Source organism: Terrabacter koreensis, assembly GCF_054783315.1.
The window spans coordinates 870,091-888,377 of the sequence record NZ_BAAGQU010000004.1; the positions used below are offsets into that span (position 1 = coordinate 870,091).

Below are 18,287 nucleotides of genomic sequence, written 5' to 3' on the forward strand. Positions count from 1 at the left end.
CGGAGGAGTTGGGATGCAGTTCGGGCGCAGCTATGAGGAGTTCGAGGTCGGGGCGGTCTACAAGCACTGGCCCGGGAAGACGGTCACCGAGTACGACGACCACCTCTTCTGCCTGCTGACGATGAACCACCACCCGCTGCACCTCGACACGCACTACGCCGGGGAGACCACGCAGTTCGGCCAGAACGTCGTCGTCGGCAACTACGTCTACTCGATCCTGCTCGGCATGTCGGTGCCCGACATCTCCGGCAAGGCCATCGCGAACCTCGAGATCGAGTCGCTGCGCCACGTCGCCCCGACCTTCCACGGCGACACCCTCTACGGCGAGACGCGCGTGCTCGACAAGTGGGAGTCGACGTCCAAGGACGACCGTGGCGTCGTGCACGTCGAGACGATCGGCTACAAGCAGGACGGCACGGTCGTCTGCATCTTCCGGCGCAAGGTCATGGTGCCGAAGGAGAGCTACCTCGAGGCGCGTGGCGGCGAGCAGCCCGGTCGGCCGACGCCGGTGCCCGACCGCAACTGGCCCGGCCCCGACGCAGCGTCGCCCGCCTGACGCCAGCGGCTGCCCCACCCCTCCGACCCCGCAACACACCCGGTAACGGTCATCACGACGGTGCTGCAACAGCGCCGAGCTGACTGTTAGCGGGTGTGTTGGGCTCAGGGATGGCCGTCCACAGCCCCGCTGGGCTCCCGGCGACCCTCCACAGGGGCGCGGTGGACGCTTCCCCCGAGTGCGTATGCCGCCGAGCGTCGGCCCATGAACCCTCGACTTCACGCGTTGCTCGGCTTCCAGCACGGCGTCGTGTCGGCCGCCGAGGCCCTCGCCGTCGGCACGGACCATCTGGCACTGCGGCGCGCGGTCGCGCGCCGCGAGCTCGTCCGGGTGCGCCGCGGTGCCTATGTCGACGGAGCGTCGTGGTCGGCTGCCGACCTCGACGAGAGATACCGCCTCGCGGTGCTTGCAGTGGCGCGGACCCGGCCCGGTGACGCCGTCAGCCACCATGCGGCACTGGCCCTGCGCCGGCTGCCCCTGTGGGGCCACGACAGGCGCCGGTTCGACCTCGTCTCCGACGTCCGCCAGATCACGGCTCGCAGTGGCCTCCACCTGCACCCCGGAGCGGGCGTCGAGACGTCGCAGGTCGAGGGGGTGGCGACGGTGTCAGTCGCGCACTCCGTCGTTCGCACCGCGCTCACGATGGGCCGCGAGTGCGCCGTGGTCGCCGGCGATGCCGCACTGCGTGCAGGCCTGGTGACACCTGAGGCGCTCATGGCCGAGGCGGCGCTGGTCTCGCCCCATCAGGGCCGTGGCCGAGCACTGGACGCGGTCCTCGCGATGGACGGGCGTTCCGAGTCCGTGGGCGAGTCCCGGACGCGCCTCATCCTCGACGACCTCGGTCTGGCGCACGACAGCCAGGTCGTCATCGAAGACGCACGCGGCGAGTTCCTCGCCCGGGTCGACTTCCTGGTCGAGGGCGTCGTCCTCGAGTTCGACGGCCGGGTCAAGTACGGGAGATCGCGCGACGACGTCGATGCAGGGGCGGCCGACCCCGGCGAGGTGGTGTGGCTCGAGAAAAGACGCGAGGACCGGGTGCGCCGGCTCGGCTACCCGTTCGAGCGTGTGGTCTGGGACGAGCTGGCCCGTCCGGGGATCCTCGGCGCGAGGCTCCGCGCCGCTCGGCCGTCACCTCGCACCGGACGACGCGAACCGCACGACCCCCGCAGGCGCCTCGCACCGGGACGGCACCACCACCCCGCAACACACCCGGAAGCGGTCAGACCCGGTGGGTTGCAACCGGTGTGCGACGACTGATGCCGGGTGTGTTGCGGGGGAGTGGGGCTGGGTGTGAGCTGACCCAGCCCTAGTCTTGGGGCGTGACGTCGACAGGGGCAGGAGCGGGGCCCGTCATCGACCTGCACGCGCACTCCTCCGTCAGTGACGGCACCGAGACGCCCGACGAGCTCGTGGCCGCCGCGGCGACCGCCGGCGTCGACGTGCTCGCGATCACCGACCACGACACGGTCGCAGGCTGGGACGACGCTGCCGACGCGGCACGTCGGCACGGCATCACCCTCGTGCGCGGCATCGAGATCTCGTGCGCCTGGCGCTACACCTCGATCCACCTGCTCGGCTACCTCACCGACCCCGGTGACGCGCCCCTCACACACGAGCTCGCGCGGGCCCGCGACTCCCGGTCGACGCGGCTCGAACGCATGGTCGCGCTCATGGCCGCCGACGGCATACCCCTGACGTATGCCGAGGTGCTGGCCCAGGTCGGCCCCGGCGCCACCGCGGGGCGGCCCCACATCGCCGACGCGCTCATCGCGAACGGGACGATCCGGCACCGTGACGAGGCGTTCCGCGAGTGGCTCGGCGACGACTCGCCGTACTACGTGGGGCACTACGCGCCCGACCCGGTGCGGGCGGTCGAGCTCGTCCGGGCGGCGGGCGGCGTGCCCGTCGTCGCCCACCCGTTCACGCGCACCCGGTCGAGCGGCCTCGACGACGCGCTCATCGAGCGGATGGCTGCCGCCGGGCTCGTCGGACTCGAGGCGTACCACCGGGACCACGGGCCTGCCGAGGTCGAACGGGCGAGGGCGCTCGCCGACCGGCTGGGCCTGGTGCTGACGGGGTCGAGCGACTACCACGGCGAGGGCAAGCGCAACCGCCTCGCCGAGAACACCACGGCACCGGAGGTCCTCGACGCCATCGAGGCGGCCTCGAGCGGCGTCACGGAGGTGCTGAGGCCGTGAGCTACTTCGACACGACCATCTTCCTCAGCACCTTCATCACCCTCATCGTCATCCTCGACCCGCCCGGCGCTGTGCCGATCTTCCTCGCGCTCACCGGGTCGCTCACGAAGGTCCAGCGCAACGTGGCGGCCCGGCGCGCCTCTCTCGTGGCCGTCTTCGTCATCGCCATGTTCGCGCTCTTCGGCCGCAGCATCCTCGACTACCTGCACATCTCGATCGCCGCCCTGCAGGGTGCCGGCGGGCTCCTGCTGCTCCTCGTCGCGCTCGAGCTGCTGACCGGCAAGGAGTCCGACTCGCTCGCCGACGCCGGCGTCAACGTCGCTCTCGTGCCGCTCGGCACCCCGCTGCTCGCGGGTCCGGGCGCCATCGTCGCGACGATGCTCGCGGTCCAGCGCTCCGACACCGCGGTGGAGTACATCGCCGTGGGAGCCGCCCTCGTCGCGGCCATGCTCGCCGTCTACCTCGTGCTGCGCTTCGCCGGCCGGGTGCGCGGGCTGCTCCGCGAGAGCGGCACGATGCTGCTCACCCGCATCGCCGGCCTGCTGCTGTCGGCCATCGCCGTGCAGATGGTGGCCGACTCGGTGCGCGCGTTCGTCAGCGGCCAGGGCTGAGACGGCTGCCGGGGACTCGCAGGCAGGCGGGTGGGGACGCGTGTGCACGACTCCCGCGCCGCGTCGGTGCCGGGCCGTAGGGTGTCGGCGTGACGACCGGCGCGGCTGAGCAGACGACCTTCGCGGGGATGCCCACGCCGCTGTACTCCGGCTCGCCGTCCCGGCTGCTGGCCTACCTCGACTGCCCGCGCCGCTACCGCATGCAGTACCTCGACCGCCCGCGACCGCAGGCACGGCCGCAGCGCGCGCACACCTCCGTCGGCATCGCCACCCACAACGTGCTCCGCGACTTCTGGGACCTCCCCGTCTCCCAGCGCACGCCGGCAGGGGTGGCCGAGCTCGTGCGCACGTCGTGGATCGACGTCGGCTTCCGCGACCCCGAGCAGTCGGTGGCCTGGCGGCTGCGGGTGCGTGACGCCGTCACCGACTACCTGCGCCGCAGCGACCGCGACAACCAGCCCGTCGGCATCGAGCGCAGCGTGTCGCTCAAGACCGACGAGGTCGCCATCACCGGACGCATCGACCGCCTCGACGACCGCGACGGTGAGCTCGTCGTCGTCGACTACAAGACCGGCCGCCAGGTCCCCACCGACGACGACGCCCGCACGTCGCTCCCGCTGGCCCTGTATGCCGTCGCGTCCGCGCGCATGTTCCGCCGGCCGTGCCGACGGGTCGAGCTGCACCACGTCCCCTCGGGCACCGTCGCCGTGCACGAGCACACCGACGAGTCGCTCGCCCGCAAGGTCGCAGAGGCCGAGTTGATCGCCTCCGACCTGCGCCGCGCCGATGCCGACTTCAAGCAGGTCGGGGTCGAGTCCACCCGGTTCGCGCCTCGGCCCTCGGCCCTCTGCTCCTGGTGCGACTTCCGGGCCCACTGCCCCGAGGGCCAGCAGGTCGGTCCCGAGAAGTCCGACTGGGCCGGTCTCGAGCCCGCCGGCTACGACTCCACGCCTGACGAGCGCGCCGATGCCTGAGCCCGCGCCCTCCGAGACCCACCCCGAGGGGTCGGTCCACCGAGACCTGCGGTGGGCCTTCCTGGCCGCCGTCGACCACGTCGCCGCCCTCGTGGCGCGCGACGACGTCGCCGCCGCCTGGGACACCCCCAGCGCGCTGCCGCAGTGGAGCGTCGGTGGTCTCGTCGCGCACCTCGCCAGCCAGCCGGTGATCGCCGTCGACCTGCTCAGGGCCGAGCCGTGGTCCGATGCGATCAGCCTCGACGAGCACTACGCCCGGTCGGCGTGGGTCAAGGGCGGTCTCGACGACGACGTGAACGTGTCCATCCGGGCTGGGGGCGACGCACAGGCCGCGGCCGGCCGAGACTCCGTGCTGGCCAAGGTGACCGACGCCCGGGCGACCCTCCCCGACCTGCTCGCCGCCCAGCCTGCGGAGCGTGCCGTCCTCATCCCGTGGGCCGGCTGGGCGCTCCGGCGCGACGACTTCCTCACCGGCCGCATGATGGAGGTCGTCGTGCACGGCGAGGACGTCGCCGCCAGCCTCGGCTTCGACGCGCCCAGGCTGCCCGACGAGGTGCTCGCCCCGGTGCTCGCACTGCTCACCCGGATCTCCGTCCGCAGGCACGGCCAGGGCGCCGTGGTGTCGGCTCTGTCACGTGCCGAGCGCGCCCCGCGGACGATCTCGGCGTTCTGACCCGGCGGCCTGACACACTGGGCCGCATGGCGCCCCGGACCGGCAAGAGCGACGCGACCACAGCCCTGCCCCGAGCTGCCCGCGGTGGCTCGAGGAGCGCCGACACCTCACGACGTGGGTCGCACCCGGCGCCCGCGGACCGTGCGACGACGATCGCGCTCGCCAACCAGAAGGGCGGCGTCGCCAAGACCACGTCGGTCGCCAGCATCGGCGCCGCTCTCGCCGAGCAGGGACGGCGCGTGCTGCTCGTCGACCTCGACCCGCAGGCGTGCCTGACGTTCTCGCTCGGCGTCGACCCCGACACGGTCGAGCGCTCCGTGCACGACGTGCTGACGGGCGCGGCAGAGCTCAGTGACGTCGTCGTCACCTGCGACGAGGGTGTCGACCTCGTGCCGTCCGCCATCGACCTCGCCGGCGCCGAGGCCATGCTGCTGCCGCGCCCGGGACGCGAGTACGTGCTGCGCACGGCCCTCGAGGACGCCAAGGCGGCATACGACGTCGTCCTGCTCGACTGCTCGCCCAGCCTCGGCGTGCTCACCCTCAACGCGCTCACCGCCGCGGACGCCCTCATCATCCCGATGCCCTGCGAGATGCTCAGCCACCGCGGTGTCGGGCAGCTGCTCGACACCGTCGCCGACGTGCAGAAGATCCTCAACCGCGACCTCGAGGTGTGGGGCATCCTGCCGACGCTCTTCGACGGCCGCAGCAACCATGCCCGCGAGGTGCTCGCCGACGTGGGGGAGCGCTACGACCTGCCGGTGCTCGACCCGCCCATCCCGAAGACCGTGCGCTTCGCCGAGGCCCCGGCCGTGGGACGCTCGATCCTCAGCACGGCCCGCTCGTCCAGGGGCGCCCAGGCCTACCGCGACGTCGCCGCGTCGCTGCTCGCCCGGCTCTGACACGCGGGTCCCGGCGGGAATGAACCGCCGCGTGGAGGTGCTGCACCTAGGAGTGTCGCCAACCCACCACGAAGGAGACCCCCTTGACTTCCACGCCTGCACTGGTCGCCCCGAGCGCCGGAGCCGCCTTCGAGGCGCGCACCGTCGAGCACCGCGACCTGCGTGACGACGACGTGCTCATCGACATCAAGTTCGCCGGCATCTGCCACAGCGACATCCACCAGGTCCGTGAGGAGTGGGGGAGCGCGATCTTCCCCATGGTCCCTGGCCACGAGATCGCCGGGGTGGTCTCCGCCGTCGGTGACGGGGTGACCCGTCACAAGGTCGGCGACCGCGTCGGCGTCGGCTGCATGGTCGACTCGTGCGGCGAGTGCGAGTACTGCAAGAACGGCGAGGAGCAGTTCTGCACCAAGGGCGCCGTCATGACCTACAACGGCCGCGGCTACGACGGCGAGGAGACCAAGGGCGGCTACGCCCAGCAGGTCGTCGTCTCGGAGCGCTTCGCCGTCAAGATCCCCGACGGCATCGAGCTCGACGTCGCAGCGCCCCTGCTGTGCGCCGGCATCACCGTCTGGTCGCCGCTCAAGCGCTGGGGCGCCGGCCCGGGCAAGAAGGTCGCCGTCATCGGTCTCGGTGGCCTTGGCCACATGGCCGTGAAGCTCGCCGCCGCCATGGGCGCCGAGGTCAGCGTGCTGAGCCGTAGCGACGCCAAGAAGGACGACGGTCTCGCGCTCGGCGCGACGAGCTACCACGCCACGGGCGACGAGGGTGTGCTGAAGGGGCTCAAGGGCACCTTCGACCTCATCATCAACACGGTCAGCGCCGACCTGCCGATGCAGACCTACATCGGTCTGCTGCGTCCCCTTGGTGTCATCGCCAACGTCGGGCTGCCCACGGGCAACTACGACTTCGCGCCCGGCGCCGTCGTCGGCGGCAGCCGGGTCGTGGCCGGCTCCAACATCGGTGGCATCCCCGCCACCGCCGAGATGCTCGCCTTCTGCGCCGAGCACGGCATCGGGGCGACGATCGAGACCATCTCGGCCGACCAGGTCGACGAGGCCTACGAGCGCGTGGTGGCCGGCGACGTGCGCTACCGCTTCGTCATCGACACCTCGACGATCAACGCCTGATCTCTGGTTCGCCCCACCGAGGGCGTATGCGTTCGGCCGGGTCCCGCGGGGGCCCGGCCGTCGTCGTCCCCTGGCAACACACCCGACAACGGTCAGGCCGCGGTGGTTGCAGCCCTGCGCGGTTGACCGCTACCGGGTGTGTTGCAGGGTGGGTGAGGCGGGGTCAGGGCGGGTCGAGCGCGGGGAGGCCGTCGATCGAGACGGCGTTCTTCGCCTCCCGGTAGGCCGTCAGCCCGTCCTCACCGCGGTTGTCGGCCCACCGCGTGAGCAGGTCGCGGTCGCCGTCGTGGCTCATGAGCGGGACCGCATACCCGCACGAGTCCGAGACCCGTTCGACGTCCACGACCACGACGCCACGTGTGCCCGAGTGGTCCCCGAAAAGCCCTCGGTACGAGGCGAACTCGGGATCGGCCAACCCGACGTGACGCCCGCGGCCGTGGAGCCTGACGATGTTGGGTGGCCCCTCGAAGGCGCAGAACATCAGGGTGATGCGCCCGTTCTCACGCAGGTGGGCGATCGTCTCGGCGCCGCTGCCGGTGAGGTCGAGGTAGGCGACGGTGTGCTCGTCGAGCACCGCGAACGTGTCGCCCATGCCTTTCGGCGAGACGTTGACGTGCCCGTCCGCGGCGAGCGGGGCCGTCGCCACGAAGAACACGTGCTGCGCCTCGATGAACGCGCGCAGCCGACCGTCGATGTGCTCGTGCAGCTTCATCGCAGGCTCCTCACCCTCGGGCCGTCACTCGACGGTGACCGACTTCGCAAGGTTACGAGGCTTGTCGATGTCGAGCCCGAGGGCGACCGCAGCGTGGTACGCCAGCAGCTGCATGGGGATCATGAGCAGGATCGGGTCGAGCTCCGGCTCGTTGCGCGGCACGTCGATGCGGCGCGCGCCCACCTCGCCGAGGTCGACGTCGGGGTGCGTCACCGCGACGACGCGGCCACCGCGGGCCATGACCTGCTCGGCCGCGGCGAGGTTGCGTGACGTCAGCTCGTCGGACGGGATGACCGCGACGGTCGGCCGGGACGGCTCGATGAGGGCCAGGGGGCCGTGCTTCAGCTCGCTCGTCTGGTAGGCCTCGGCGTGCCGGTAGGAGATCTCCTTGAACTTCTGCGCGCCCTCGCGCGCCACGGGGAACCCACGCACCCGGCCGATGAAGAAGAGGCTCTCGGCGCCCGAGAGGTCGCGCGCGACCTCGGCGATGGCCTCGCCCTGGTCGAGCACCTGGGCGATGTCGGCCGGCAGCCTCTCGAGGCCGGCGATGATGCGCTGACCGTCGGCCACGGACAGGTCCCGAACGCGGCCGAGCAGCAGGGCCAGCAGGGCGAACCCGACACCCATGTGCGTGAGCGCCTTGGTCGAGGCGACCGAGATCTCGGGGCCGGCGTGCAGGTAGATGCCCCCGTCGCACTCGCGGGCGATCGTCGAGCCGACGACGTTGACGAGCCCGACGACCTGGCCGCCCTTGCGCTTGACCTCGCGCACCGCGAACGCGGTGTCGGCCGTCTCACCGGACTGGCTGACGGCCACGTAGAGGGTGTCGGGCTCGATGATCGGGTTGCGGTAGCGGAACTCGCTCGCCGCCTCGGCGTGCGCCGGGATGCGGGCCAGCTCCTCGATCATCAGGGCGCCGAGCTCGCCGACGTAGTAGGCCGAGCCGCAGCCGAGGATCTTGACGCGCCGGAAAGCGCGCAGCTCGCGGGGGGAGAGGTTGAGGCCGTCGAGGCGGGCCGTGCCGAACCGCGTGTCGAGGCGGCCGCGGAGCATGCGGGCGACGGTCTCGGGCTGCTCGGCCATCTCCTTGGCCATGAAGTGGCCGTGGCCACCGAGCTCGACCTCCTCGTCGCTGACCTCGATCGTCGTCGGCTCGCGCCCGGTGTCGGGCGTCTCGCGCGTGAAGGTGCGGTAGCCGCGCGCCGTCACGACGGCCAGCTCGCCGTCGTCGAGGTGGACGACGGAGGAGGTGTGCCGCACCAGGGCGGCGACGTCGGAGGCGACGAACATCTCCCGCTCGCCGACCCCGAGGATGAGGGGCGAGCCGTTGCGGGCCACGACCACCCGGTCGGGCACCTCCGAGTCGAGGACGGCGACGGCATACGTGCCGACCACCTGCTCCAGCGCCTCGAGCACGCGATCCTCGAGCTCGGCGGCGGAGGACCGGGCGACGAGGTGCGCGAGCACCTCGGTGTCGGTGTCAGAGGTGAAGGGCACGCCCTCGCGCGTCAGCCGGTCACGCAGGGCGGCGGCGTTGTCGATGATCCCGTTGTGCACGACGGTCACGCGACCGTCGGCGCTGGAGTGCGGGTGGGCGTTGGCCTCGGTCGCCGGGCCGTGGGTGGCCCAGCGCGTGTGGCCGATGCCGACGGTCCCGGCGAGTCGCTTCGGCAGCGCGGCCTCGAGCTCGCGCACGCGCCCGACGCGGCGCACGACGGTCTGACCGCTCGGCCCGGCCACGCTGATGCCGGCGGAGTCGTAGCCGCGGTACTCGAGCCGGGTCAGGCCCTCGATGAGGATCGGGGCGGCCGGCTGGCGCCCGACGTATCCGACGATGCCGCACATGGTGACCTCCTGGTCTTCGGTTCTGGGGGCGTAAGCCGTGCCGTGCCCTTCGGGGCCACGCCGGCAGCAGGCTGTGTCAGCCGTAGATGATGCGACGCAGCTGCCGCTCGCTCAGCTCGGGAGCGGCGACGACCCGGTCGGCGAGCTCCGCCGCGATGGTGCGGTAGATCTCCGGGTTGCGGGCGCCGTGCAGCTGCAGCCGGGTGTGCCGTCGCCGGACGTACTCCTCGACAGGCTCGCGGTAGTGGGCGAGGACGTCGCCGACGACACGGGCCGCCTCACCCTCCGACAGGCCGGTCGAGTCGGCCACGTGGGCGACGAGTTCAGGGTCGGGCACCCCTCGATGATGCGGCATCGCTCGCGCCAATGCCAAGAATCTGCCCGGATTCGGGCAAGCAGAGGGCTCCAGGAGGCGGCGATCGTCGGGATCGATCGTCGCGAACTGGGCACTCGACTGGTCTCAGCATGCGTCGAGTGCACACTTTCCGACGTGCCGGGACTCGTCCCGGCCAGCCGGGGCAGGGCAACGCGAAGGGCTGCGCCCCAGGGTGGTGGGCGCAGCCCTTCGTCAGGAGTGGGGGTCGAGCCCCGGTCAGTCGGTGCCGGAGTCGGCGGAGGCTGCCGCGGCTGCCTCGCCGCTGCTGGAGCGACCGGAGCCGCCGCGGCGCCGGCGCCGGCGCGGCGGGCGGGACTGGCCGTCGTCGGGCGCAGACTCGGCCGGACCGCCGGAGGAGGCCGGCGCCTCGCTGCCGTCCGCTCCCGTGGCGCCGGCGGCACCTGCGGCAGCAGCGCCCGCCCCACGCGTACGGCGGCGGTTGCGGCTGCGACGCGGGCGGCTCTCGCCGCTCTCCGCGTCGCCGCCCTCACGGGCCTCGCGGCCGCCCTCGGAGCGGGAGTCACGCTCCCCGCGGCGCCCACCCCGGTCACCACCTCGGTCGCCCCGGTCGCCCCGGTCGCCGCGCTCGCCGGAACGACCGCCACCGCGGCCGTGGCGCTTGCCGGTCTCGCCGAGATCCTCGATCTCCTCGGCCTCGAGGCCGGCGAGCTTCTGCTCGGACCGGCGCAGGTAGCCCTTGGCGTCGGTCGGGATGTCGAGGTCGGAGTAGAGGTGGTCGGAGCTCGAGTACGTCTCCTGCGGCTCGGGGATGCCGAGGTCGAGCGTCTTATTGATGAGCGCCCAGCGGTGCAGGTCGTCCCAGTCGACGAAGGTCACCGCGACGCCGGTGTTGCCGGCGCGGGCCGTGCGGCCGATGCGGTGCAGGTAGGTCTTCTCGTCCTCGGGGCACTGGTAGTTGATGACGTGCGTGACGTTCTCGACGTCGATGCCGCGGGCCGCGACGTCGGTGGCGACGAGGATGTCGACCTTGCCGTTGCGGAACGCGCGCAGCGCCTGCTCGCGGGCGCCCTGGCCGAGGTCGCCGTGGATCGCGGCGGCCGCGAAGCCGCGCTCGACGAGCTCGTCGGACACCTTGGCGGCCGTCCGCTTGGTGCGGCTGAAGATGATGGTGAGGCCACGGTCCTTCGCCTGGAGCATGCGCGAGAGCATCTCCACCTTGTCCATGGCGTGCGCGCGGTAGACGAACTGCTCGACCGCCTTGACGGTGTGGGCGTTCTCGTTCTCGTCGCCCATCGCGCGGATGTGCGTCGGCTGCGACATGTAGCGACGGGCCAGCGCGACGATGGCGCCCGGCATCGTGGCCGAGAAGAGCATGGTCTGGCGCGTCGCGGGCGTCAGCGACATGAGGGTCTCGACGTCGGGCAGGAAGCCGAGGTCGAGCATCTCGTCGGCCTCGTCGAGCACGACGGTGCGGGCCTGCGACAGGTCGAGGTGGCCCTGCTTGGACAGGTCGATCAGGCGTCCGGGCGTGCCGACGACGACCTCGACCCCCGCCCTGAGCGCCTCGATCTGCGGCTCGTACGCGCGGCCGCCGTAGACGGTGAGCACGCGGATGCCGCGCTTGCGGCCGGCGCGCTCGAGGTCACCGGCCACCTGCACGGCCAGCTCGCGGGTCGGCGCGACGGCGAGGGCCTGGGGCTTGCCGGGGCGCGTGAGGGACTCGAAGCCCTCGTCGCCGGGGGCGACGACGCGGTTCAGGATCGGCACGCCGAAGCCGAGGGTCTTGCCCGTGCCGGTCTTGGCCTGGCCGATGATGTCGTGGCCGGAGAGGGCCACGGGCAGGGTCATCGCCTGGATGGGGAACGGGGTCGTGATGCCGGCCTCGGCGAGGGCGGACACGATGTCGGGGTGGACGTCGAAGTCGGCGAAGGACGGGGCGGGCGCGGCCGGCTCGGCCGGTGCCTCGGCGAGCACCTCGGCCGCGGTCTCGGGGGAGGCGTCCGCGAGCGTCTCGGGCGCGTCCGTGGTGACCTCCGCGTCGGCGGCGGTCTCGTGGGGCTGGGTCATGGGCATCTCTCGATCGGCACGAGCACCCCGCCGATGCGGGAGCTCAGTGGCGCGTGACGGGCCGATCGGAGACTGTCAGGGACGGTGGGTGGCTCTCGCAGCTGGGCGGGCTCCACCGGTGCGCGGGGAGTCCGCGAGCACCATCTGGGCAAACCATCGGGCCGACCGGGCACCGAGTTGTCCCGCTCACTCTACCGGCACCCGGGCAAAAGGCCGGAAACCAATCACTAGATTGGGCCCATGAGCGACGACGCGACGCCCGAAAGCACGGACGAGCCCGGCTACCTCGCCGCGGTCACCGACCTCCTGGGGGCGCTGGCCTACGGCGAGCTGCGGGCCTTCAGCCAGCTGGCCAAGGATGCCGAGCTCGCGCCCACGCTGCGCCACAAGTCGGCGGTCGCCACCCTGGCCGCCCACGAGCTGAAGAACTACTCCGTGCTCACCGAGCGCCTCCAGTCGCTCGGCGTCGAGCCGGAGGCGGCGATGGAGCCGTTCGTGCCGGCGGTCGATGCCTTCCACGAGCGCACGAGCGCCTCGGACTGGCTGGAAGGGCTCGTCAAGGCGTACGTCGGCGAGGGCATCGCCCAGGACTTCTACCGCGAGATCTCGCGCTACGTCGACGAGGACACCCGATCGCTGGTCGTCAGCGTCCTCGAGGACACCGGGCAGGCTGAGTTCGCGGTGAAGGTGGTCCGCGAGGCGATCACGGCCGACCCCAGGCTCGCCGGGAGGCTCGCGCTCTGGGGGCGTCGGCTCGTCGGCGAGGCGCTCACCCAGGCCCAGCGGGTCGGCGTCGAGCGCGACGCGCTGGCGAGCATCCTCGTCGGGGCACCCGGTCGCGCCGGGGCCGACCTCGCCGAGCTGGGGCGCATGTTCGCCCGACTCACCGACGAGCACTCGCGGCGCATGGAGCGCCTGGGCCTGTCGGCCTGAGGGCGTATGCCGTCCCGGTCACCTCCGGGTGCCGGTGCACGACGAAGGGGCCCGACCACTGTGGTCGGGCCCCTTCGTCGTGCTGGTGCGTGTCAGACGGACTTGCTGGTCATGCGGCCGTAGACGATGATCAGGATCGCGGCGACGATGGCGCCCAGGATGAGCGGGATCCAGGCGATGCCGCCGTTGTTGGCGTAGCCGATCTGGCGGACCACGAGGGTGACGATGACGTTGGCGACGATGCCGATGAGGATCGTCACGACGATCGAGATGTTCTGCTTGCCGGGCAGGATGAGTCGACCGAGCGCTCCGATGATGGCGCCGACGATGATTGCGCCGATGATGGTGCTGAGCATGTTTCACAGCTCCTTCTGGTCACTGCGTGGTGACCGTCTGGTCCGCGAGTGCGGACGGTTCGTGCAACGAACTCAATGTCTCACTGCTTGGGACTGGAGTGGTGGATGTGGCGTGTCACATTTGCGCTTCAGCGCGTCTGGCGGTTGCCCGTGACCATCCCGTAGCCGACGATGAGCGCGGCCGCGACGACGACACCGATCAGGCCGGAGATCCAGTCGATCCCCTTGGTGTCGTTGACCCCGGTCGCCTTGTAGTAGATGAAGGCGCCGATGAGGGAGCCGAGGGCTCCCAGGACGACGGTGAGCAGGACGCCCATGTTCTGCCTTCCGGGCAGCACCAACCGAGCCAGCGGGCCCACGATCGCTCCCGCGACGAGGGCCATCAGGATGGTTCCGATCATGACTTCGCGTTCCTCCTTGGTTGCCCGGGCGGCGGGCGGCGGCGACCGGTGGGCCCGGCACGCTCTCATCCAACCCCTTACCCCCGGCGCGCCGTTGTCCCACGCGTGGCCGTGATCTGACGACACGGCATACGGGACGGGACGCAGAGGGCCGCCGACCTGATGGTCGACGGCCCTCTGCGGCGTCCGGTGGGACGCCGGATGCGTTGGGGGAGAGTGCTGCTCGCCCCGGCGGCGCTCAGTGTGCGCCGAAGCCCACGCCCGCCTTGCGCTCTGCCCCGGTCGTGACGTAGCCGATCGAGGCGGACGGGACGATGATGCGCCCGCCCTTGTCGTCGGTCAGCTCGAGCACGTCGGATCCCAGGGCCGCCTTGACGGCGGAGAAGATCTCCTCGCTCGACTGCGTCGTCTCGAAGGTGATCTCGCGCGCCACGTTCTGCACGCCGATGCGGACCTCCACGTCAAACCTGCTTTCTCAGTTCGTGTGGACGCGGTCGACCGCGTCCCGTCGTCACCTTAACCAGCAGTCGTGCCGACGGATTCCCGGGCCGCGTCGCTCGGCCTGTCGCCCTCCGCCTTGCCGACAGCGGGGAACGCGCCGAAACCGCGGCGGATGAGGGCTGCGGTGATGCGCACCGCCGTCTCCTTGGAGAGCGTCGCCTCGTGCGTCAGCCAGTGGCGCGCCGAGGTCTGGGCGAGGCCCACGAAGGCGACGCCGACGAGGACGGCCTCCTCCTGGTCCATCGACGTCTCGCTGCGGATGATCTCGGCCATCGCCTGGGCGCACGTGAGGTCGATCTGGTCGAGGCGCCGGCGGACCTCGGGCTCGTTGGCGAGGTCGGACTCGAAGATGAGCCGGAACGCGGCGCCCTCCTGGCCGACGAAGTCGAAGTAGGCCCGCGTCATCGTGTTGATGCGGGCTTTGTTGTCGGGCAGCGTCAGGGCGTCGCGGACGAGCTGCTCGAGCTCGCCGGTGTGCTGGTCGATGAGGGCGAGGTAGAGCTCGAGCTTGCCCGGGAAGTGCTGGTAGAGAACGGGCTTGGAGACCCCGGCGCGCGCGGCGATGTCGTCCATCGCGGCCGCGTGGTAGCCGTTCTCGACGAACACTCCGAGGGCGGCGTCGAGCAGCTGGGCCCGGCGCTCGGATCGGGGCAGCCGCTGGCCGCGGCCCGGCGGGGTCATCTCGTCTGCCATGCGGGTCCTCTTCGCGTCTGCGCGTGTCGCTGGTGCCTGCTCGCCGGCCGCCGAGTCGGACGACCGTGTCCGTCTCACCATACCGAGCAGTACGGTGAGGGCATGTCGACGGATCCGCTGGTCAAGACGGGTCGGCCGCTGTCCAGGGCGGAGACGACAAGGTATGCGCGGCACGTCCTGCTCCCCGACGTGGGGCGCGACGGGCAGGAACGGCTGTCGGCGGCGCGCGTGCTCGTCGTCGGCGCCGGGGGACTGGGGTCACCGGCGCTGCTCTACCTCGCGGCCGCGGGCGTGGGCACGATCGGCGTCGCCGACGCCGACGTCGTCGACCTCACGAACCTCCACCGGCAGGTGATCCACTCCGACGCCGACATCGGCCGGCCCAAGACCGAGTCGGCCGAGGCCGCGGTCCACCGCGTCAACCCGCACGTCACCGTCGTGCGTCACGACGTCGCCCTCGACTCGTCGAACGCGTTGGAGATCATCGGCGCCTACGACCTCGTCGTCGACGGCACCGACAACTTCCCGACGCGCTACCTCGTCAACGACGCCTGCGCCATGCTCGGCAAGCCGCACGTGTGGGGCTCGATCCTGCGTTTCGACGGCCAGGTGTCGGTCTGGTGGGCCGGCCACGGACCCTGCTACCGCTGCGTCTTCCCCGACCCGCCGCCGCCGGGATCGGTGCCGAGCTGCGCCGAGGGCGGTGTGCTCGGCGTCCTGTGCGCTGCCATCGGGTCGGTCCAGTCGACCGAGGCGATCAAGCTGCTGCTCGGCATCGGCGAGCCGCTCGTCGGGCGGCTCATGGTGCATGACGCCCTGCGCCAGACGTGGGACACCCTGACCGTCCGCGCCGACCCCGATTGCCCCGTCTGCGGTGACCGACCCACCGTGACCGAGCTCGTCGACTACGTCGAGTTCTGCGGCGTGCCGGGCGCGGCAGCCCCCGACGAGGGCGACCTGCCGACGGTCACGGTCCGCGAGATGGCCGCCGAGCTCGAGGCCGTCGACCCGCCGCTCCTGGTCGACGTGCGCGGCGACGAGGAGCGGGCGATCGCGAGCATCCCCGGTGCCGTCGCGATCCACCTCGACCGCTTCCGGTCCGGTGAGGCGTTCGACGAGCTGCCCTCGGACAGAAGGGTGCTCATCCACTGCAAGGTCGGCGGCCGCTCCGCGGAGGCGACTCGCCTGGCCCTGAGGGCGGGGCTCACCGACGTCGCGAACGTCGAGGGCGGCATACTCGCGTACCTGCGGGAGATCGACCCGAGCCAACCGGAGTACTGAGCCACCCGCGTACGCCTGAACCACCGACCGCGAGAGGACGCCCGTGCCGCTGGAGGACCACGCCGAGCGGGTGCTCGACCTCGTCGCGACGATCCCGGAGGGGCGGGTGCTCGCCTACGGCGACATCGCGAAACGCCTCGGCGGCATGGGCCCCCGGACCGTCGGCACGGTCATGAGCCGCTACGGCTCCGACGTGTCGTGGTGGCGCGTCATCCGCTCCGACGGCCGTCCGCCACAGGGGCTCGAGGACGAGGCGGTCGAGCACTGGCGAGCCGAGGGCACCCCGATGGTGCGTGGTCTCGTCGACGGTGGGCGTGCCGACATGGACCGGGCCCGGTGGGACTTCGGCGGAGCGCCCGGTGGCCCGGGCTCGTCGGGCACCCGCGGCGGCCTCCACCACGTCGAGATCTGGGTCGACGACATCGCCGCCGCCGGGCGCGAGTGGGGGTGGCTGCTGGGCCGCCTCGGCTACCACCTCGGCGACGACTGGGGCCACGGCCAGGCGTGGGAGCTCGGCTCGCTCTACGTCGTGCTCGAGGCCGGCCCCGACGTCGTGGCGGGTCGCCACGAGCGCACGCGTGCCGGCCTGAACCACCTTGCCTTCCATGGTGGTTCGCGCGCCGAGGTCGACGCCTTGGTCGAGGAGTGCGGCGACGGAGGCTGGACCCTCATGTTCGCCGACACGCACCCGTACGCCGGTGGTCCCCAGCACTACGCCGCCTACCTCGAGAGCGGCGAGGGGTTCGAGGTCGAGGTCGTCGCGGCCGAGCGCTAGTCGGCGATGGTGGCGTGTCAGCGCGGGTTGCGGCGACCGCGCACCGGCCGCAGCCCGCGGGGGTAGGGACGGTCCGGATGAGGGAGTGCGACGTCGACGATCCGCGGGAGCTGCGCCAGCGGCCGACGCTGCTGGTCCTCCTTCCACTGCTGGTGGACGCGGGCCCGGTCCTCGAGGTCGAGCCGGGACAGCACCTGCTCGACGGCGGCCAGGATGGAGCCGCGCAGCAGCCACGAGGTGTCCTCCCTGGCCCGCACGAGGATGAGCTCGGTGAGGATCGCCTGGGTCTCACGGAGGATGTCGAGGCTCTCGGCGAGCGCCGTGTCCGTGTCCTGGTCGCGGCCCTCGGACTCGGCGATGACGAAGCCACCGAAGGCGCGAAGGCAGTCGGCGCTGTCGTGCAGGACCACGGCGAACGCCGAGCGCAGCTCGGCGCCGTAGGGGTCCTCCGGGGCGCCCGCGGGTGGCAGCTCTGCCAGCAGCACGGTGAAGAGGGCGCGGATGGCGAGGAGACACTGCTCGAAGGTGTCGAGGGCCGAGGCGAGGACCGGCTCGACGTCCACGGTGCCGAGGGCCCGCGGGTTGAAGCGTCGACTCTCCTTGAGGTGGCCGATCGTCCCGGTGGCGCGGGCGACCTCGCGGTTCGCCGAGCGGACCCGGTCGACCCACGCCGCGACCTCGTCACGGGTCACCGGGCCCTGCTCGAGCTGCTCTGCGGCGTGGTCGAGTGCGGAGGCGGCGGCCTCGACCACCCGCAGCAGCGCCTGCCTCGCCTGCCCGATCGGCATGGCGGGTGGGTAGACGACGTTGAAGGCCACCCCGACGGCGGCACCGACCAGGGTGTTGACGATCCTCGTCTCTGACGCGACGTCGTGGTTGCTCACCCCGAGGATGAGCATGGCGCTGATCGGCGTCTCGAGCGCCTGCTCGCCGAGGCGCAGCACCTTGGCCAGCAGCAGGGATGCCGCGATCGCGGCGCCGAGGCTCCACCACGTCAGGCCGATCCACGTCGAGAGCAGGGTGGCGACGAGGATGCCGGAGAGCACCGCGCCGACCCGGACGGCACTCATCTTGATCGTCGAGAACGCCGAGGCCTGCACGACGAGCAGGGCCGTGAGGGGCCCGGTCAGGTCGGGGTTGCCGGGGGTGATCAGCTGCGAGAGCACGTAGGCGGCCACGGCGGCCGCGGTGAGGCGCAGCACGGTGCCGAGGGTGGGGCGCACCCGGGCAGGGACGTCGCGCCACGTCGCCGGATGGCCCGGCCACGCCCAGTCGGCGAGGCGGCCCCACGGCGACTCCCGGCTGCCGGTGCCTGGTGACATACGCTGCCCCCGCGTGTGCGAAG

20 protein-coding genes are annotated in these 18,287 nt (G+C 72.0%); 11 read left to right on the forward strand and 9 right to left on the reverse strand.

Annotated elements, in window-relative coordinates; translation table 11 throughout:
- Positions 1 to 13: 13 nt before the first annotated feature.
- From ACYVNR_RS06825 to ACYVNR_RS06860, 8 genes are all read left to right on the forward strand, one after another.
- On the forward strand, positions 14 to 556 hold the full coding sequence (locus tag ACYVNR_RS06825) for a MaoC family dehydratase (protein WP_461047432.1): 543 nt from the start codon (positions 14 to 16) through the stop codon (positions 554 to 556).
- A 204-nt stretch (positions 557 to 760) separates the two neighbouring features.
- A complete protein-coding gene (locus ACYVNR_RS06830; RefSeq protein ID WP_461047434.1) occupies positions 761 to 1,813 on the forward strand; it encodes a hypothetical protein in 1,053 nt (350 codons plus the stop codon).
- Positions 1,814 to 1,875: 62 nt separating this feature from the next.
- Complete coding sequence (locus tag ACYVNR_RS06835; RefSeq protein ID WP_458798483.1) at positions 1,876 to 2,754, forward strand: PHP domain-containing protein; 879 nt, start codon at positions 1,876 to 1,878, stop codon at positions 2,752 to 2,754.
- The gene (locus tag ACYVNR_RS06840; RefSeq protein ID WP_461047436.1) at positions 2,751 to 3,365 is read left to right on the forward strand and encodes a MarC family protein; all 615 of its coding nucleotides are present in this window, start codon (positions 2,751 to 2,753) and stop codon (positions 3,363 to 3,365) included. Before ACYVNR_RS06835 ends, ACYVNR_RS06840 begins: the two co-directional genes overlap by 4 nt.
- 89 nt (positions 3,366 to 3,454) lie before the next feature.
- Positions 3,455 to 4,339: a RecB family exonuclease gene (locus ACYVNR_RS06845; RefSeq protein WP_461047438.1), complete on the forward strand. Its 885-nt coding sequence runs from the start codon at positions 3,455 to 3,457 to the stop codon at positions 4,337 to 4,339.
- Complete coding sequence (locus ACYVNR_RS06850) at positions 4,332 to 5,012, forward strand: maleylpyruvate isomerase N-terminal domain-containing protein (protein ID WP_461047440.1); 681 nt, start codon at positions 4,332 to 4,334, stop codon at positions 5,010 to 5,012. The genes ACYVNR_RS06845 and ACYVNR_RS06850 overlap by 8 nt, the downstream gene beginning before the upstream one ends.
- A gap of 26 nt (positions 5,013 to 5,038) precedes the next feature.
- A complete protein-coding gene (locus tag ACYVNR_RS06855) occupies positions 5,039 to 5,911 on the forward strand; it encodes a ParA family protein (RefSeq protein WP_461047442.1) in 873 nt (290 codons plus the stop codon).
- Between the two features lie 83 nt (positions 5,912 to 5,994).
- The gene (locus ACYVNR_RS06860; RefSeq protein ID WP_045191798.1) at positions 5,995 to 7,041 is read left to right on the forward strand and encodes an NAD(P)-dependent alcohol dehydrogenase; all 1,047 of its coding nucleotides are present in this window, start codon (positions 5,995 to 5,997) and stop codon (positions 7,039 to 7,041) included.
- Between the two features lie 163 nt (positions 7,042 to 7,204).
- On the opposite strand, the gene ACYVNR_RS06865 is transcribed toward ACYVNR_RS06860, so the two are convergent.
- From ACYVNR_RS06865 to ACYVNR_RS06880, 4 genes are all read right to left on the reverse strand, one after another.
- Entirely contained in the window at positions 7,205 to 7,753 is a 549-nt protein-coding gene (locus ACYVNR_RS06865; RefSeq protein WP_045191796.1) for a pyridoxamine 5'-phosphate oxidase family protein, read from the reverse strand.
- A 24-nt stretch (positions 7,754 to 7,777) separates the two neighbouring features.
- The gene (glmS, locus tag ACYVNR_RS06870) at positions 7,778 to 9,598 is read right to left on the reverse strand and encodes a glutamine--fructose-6-phosphate transaminase (isomerizing) (RefSeq protein WP_461047444.1); all 1,821 of its coding nucleotides are present in this window, start codon (positions 9,596 to 9,598) and stop codon (positions 7,778 to 7,780) included.
- A 76-nt stretch (positions 9,599 to 9,674) separates the two neighbouring features.
- Positions 9,675 to 9,935 carry a hypothetical protein gene (locus ACYVNR_RS06875; RefSeq protein ID WP_461047446.1) on the reverse strand — a complete coding sequence of 87 codons (261 nt, stop codon included), beginning with the start codon at positions 9,933 to 9,935 and terminating at the stop codon, positions 9,675 to 9,677.
- A 255-nt stretch (positions 9,936 to 10,190) separates the two neighbouring features.
- Positions 10,191 to 12,002 (reverse strand): DEAD/DEAH box helicase, encoded by a 1,812-nt coding sequence (locus ACYVNR_RS06880; protein ID WP_045191793.1) that lies wholly within the window; start codon positions 12,000 to 12,002, stop codon positions 10,191 to 10,193.
- A gap of 240 nt (positions 12,003 to 12,242) precedes the next feature.
- Here ACYVNR_RS06880 and ACYVNR_RS06885 point away from each other — a divergent pair, with 240 nt between their 5' ends.
- Positions 12,243 to 12,935, forward strand: coding sequence for a ferritin-like fold-containing protein (locus tag ACYVNR_RS06885; RefSeq protein ID WP_045191792.1), 693 nt, complete (start codon positions 12,243 to 12,245; stop codon positions 12,933 to 12,935).
- A 92-nt stretch (positions 12,936 to 13,027) separates the two neighbouring features.
- On the opposite strand, the gene ACYVNR_RS06890 is transcribed toward ACYVNR_RS06885, so the two are convergent.
- The 4 genes from ACYVNR_RS06890 to ACYVNR_RS06905 form a co-directional block, all read right to left on the reverse strand.
- On the reverse strand, positions 13,028 to 13,291 hold the full coding sequence (locus ACYVNR_RS06890; RefSeq protein WP_461047448.1) for a GlsB/YeaQ/YmgE family stress response membrane protein: 264 nt from the start codon (positions 13,289 to 13,291) through the stop codon (positions 13,028 to 13,030).
- 128 nt (positions 13,292 to 13,419) lie between these two features.
- Positions 13,420 to 13,692, reverse strand: a complete 273-nt coding sequence (locus ACYVNR_RS06895; protein WP_458798471.1) for a GlsB/YeaQ/YmgE family stress response membrane protein — start codon at positions 13,690 to 13,692, stop codon at positions 13,420 to 13,422.
- Between the two features lie 238 nt (positions 13,693 to 13,930).
- Positions 13,931 to 14,152 carry a DUF3107 domain-containing protein gene (locus tag ACYVNR_RS06900; protein WP_045193239.1) on the reverse strand — a complete coding sequence of 74 codons (222 nt, stop codon included), beginning with the start codon at positions 14,150 to 14,152 and terminating at the stop codon, positions 13,931 to 13,933.
- Positions 14,153 to 14,208: 56 nt separating this feature from the next.
- The gene (locus ACYVNR_RS06905; RefSeq protein ID WP_458798470.1) at positions 14,209 to 14,886 is read right to left on the reverse strand and encodes a TetR/AcrR family transcriptional regulator; all 678 of its coding nucleotides are present in this window, start codon (positions 14,884 to 14,886) and stop codon (positions 14,209 to 14,211) included.
- Positions 14,887 to 14,988: 102 nt separating this feature from the next.
- Here ACYVNR_RS06905 and moeB point away from each other — a divergent pair, with 102 nt between their 5' ends.
- Entirely contained in the window at positions 14,989 to 16,167 is a 1,179-nt protein-coding gene (moeB, locus tag ACYVNR_RS06910) for a molybdopterin-synthase adenylyltransferase MoeB (RefSeq protein WP_461047451.1), read from the forward strand.
- A gap of 43 nt (positions 16,168 to 16,210) precedes the next feature.
- Positions 16,211 to 16,942, forward strand: a complete 732-nt coding sequence (locus tag ACYVNR_RS06915) for an MGMT family protein (RefSeq protein ID WP_458798468.1) — start codon at positions 16,211 to 16,213, stop codon at positions 16,940 to 16,942.
- A gap of 17 nt (positions 16,943 to 16,959) precedes the next feature.
- Here the strand turns inward: ACYVNR_RS06915 and ACYVNR_RS06920 are convergent, their stop codons facing one another.
- A complete protein-coding gene (locus ACYVNR_RS06920) occupies positions 16,960 to 18,264 on the reverse strand; it encodes an FUSC family protein (RefSeq protein WP_461047453.1) in 1,305 nt (434 codons plus the stop codon).
- Between the last annotated feature and the right edge of the window lie 23 nt (positions 18,265 to 18,287).

What these genes read in the sequence shown, in the direction of transcription:
- ACYVNR_RS06825 (WP_461047432.1), top strand. Translation starts at nt 14, where the DNA reads ATGCAGTTCGGGCGCAGCTATGAGGAGTTCGAGGTCGGGGCGGTCTAC.
- ACYVNR_RS06830 (WP_461047434.1), top strand. Translation starts at nt 761, where the DNA reads ATGAACCCTCGACTTCACGCGTTGCTCGGCTTCCAGCACGGCGTCGTG.
- ACYVNR_RS06850 (WP_461047440.1), top strand. Translation starts at nt 4,332, where the DNA reads ATGCCTGAGCCCGCGCCCTCCGAGACCCACCCCGAGGGGTCGGTCCAC.
- ACYVNR_RS06855 (WP_461047442.1), top strand. Translation starts at nt 5,039, where the DNA reads ATGGCGCCCCGGACCGGCAAGAGCGACGCGACCACAGCCCTGCCCCGA.
- ACYVNR_RS06865 (WP_045191796.1), bottom strand. Translation starts at nt 7,753, where the DNA reads ATGAAGCTGCACGAGCACATCGACGGTCGGCTGCGCGCGTTCATCGAG.
- glmS (WP_461047444.1), bottom strand. Translation starts at nt 9,598, where the DNA reads ATGTGCGGCATCGTCGGATACGTCGGGCGCCAGCCGGCCGCCCCGATC.
- ACYVNR_RS06880 (WP_045191793.1), bottom strand. Translation starts at nt 12,002, where the DNA reads ATGACCCAGCCCCACGAGACCGCCGCCGACGCGGAGGTCACCACGGAC.
- ACYVNR_RS06885 (WP_045191792.1), top strand. Translation starts at nt 12,243, where the DNA reads ATGAGCGACGACGCGACGCCCGAAAGCACGGACGAGCCCGGCTACCTC.
- ACYVNR_RS06890 (WP_461047448.1), bottom strand. Translation starts at nt 13,291, where the DNA reads ATGCTCAGCACCATCATCGGCGCAATCATCGTCGGCGCCATCATCGGA.
- ACYVNR_RS06895 (WP_458798471.1), bottom strand. Translation starts at nt 13,692, where the DNA reads ATGATCGGAACCATCCTGATGGCCCTCGTCGCGGGAGCGATCGTGGGC.
- ACYVNR_RS06905 (WP_458798470.1), bottom strand. Translation starts at nt 14,886, where the DNA reads ATGGCAGACGAGATGACCCCGCCGGGCCGCGGCCAGCGGCTGCCCCGA.
- moeB (WP_461047451.1), top strand. Translation starts at nt 14,989, where the DNA reads ATGTCGACGGATCCGCTGGTCAAGACGGGTCGGCCGCTGTCCAGGGCG.
- ACYVNR_RS06920 (WP_461047453.1), bottom strand. Translation starts at nt 18,264, where the DNA reads ATGTCACCAGGCACCGGCAGCCGGGAGTCGCCGTGGGGCCGCCTCGCC.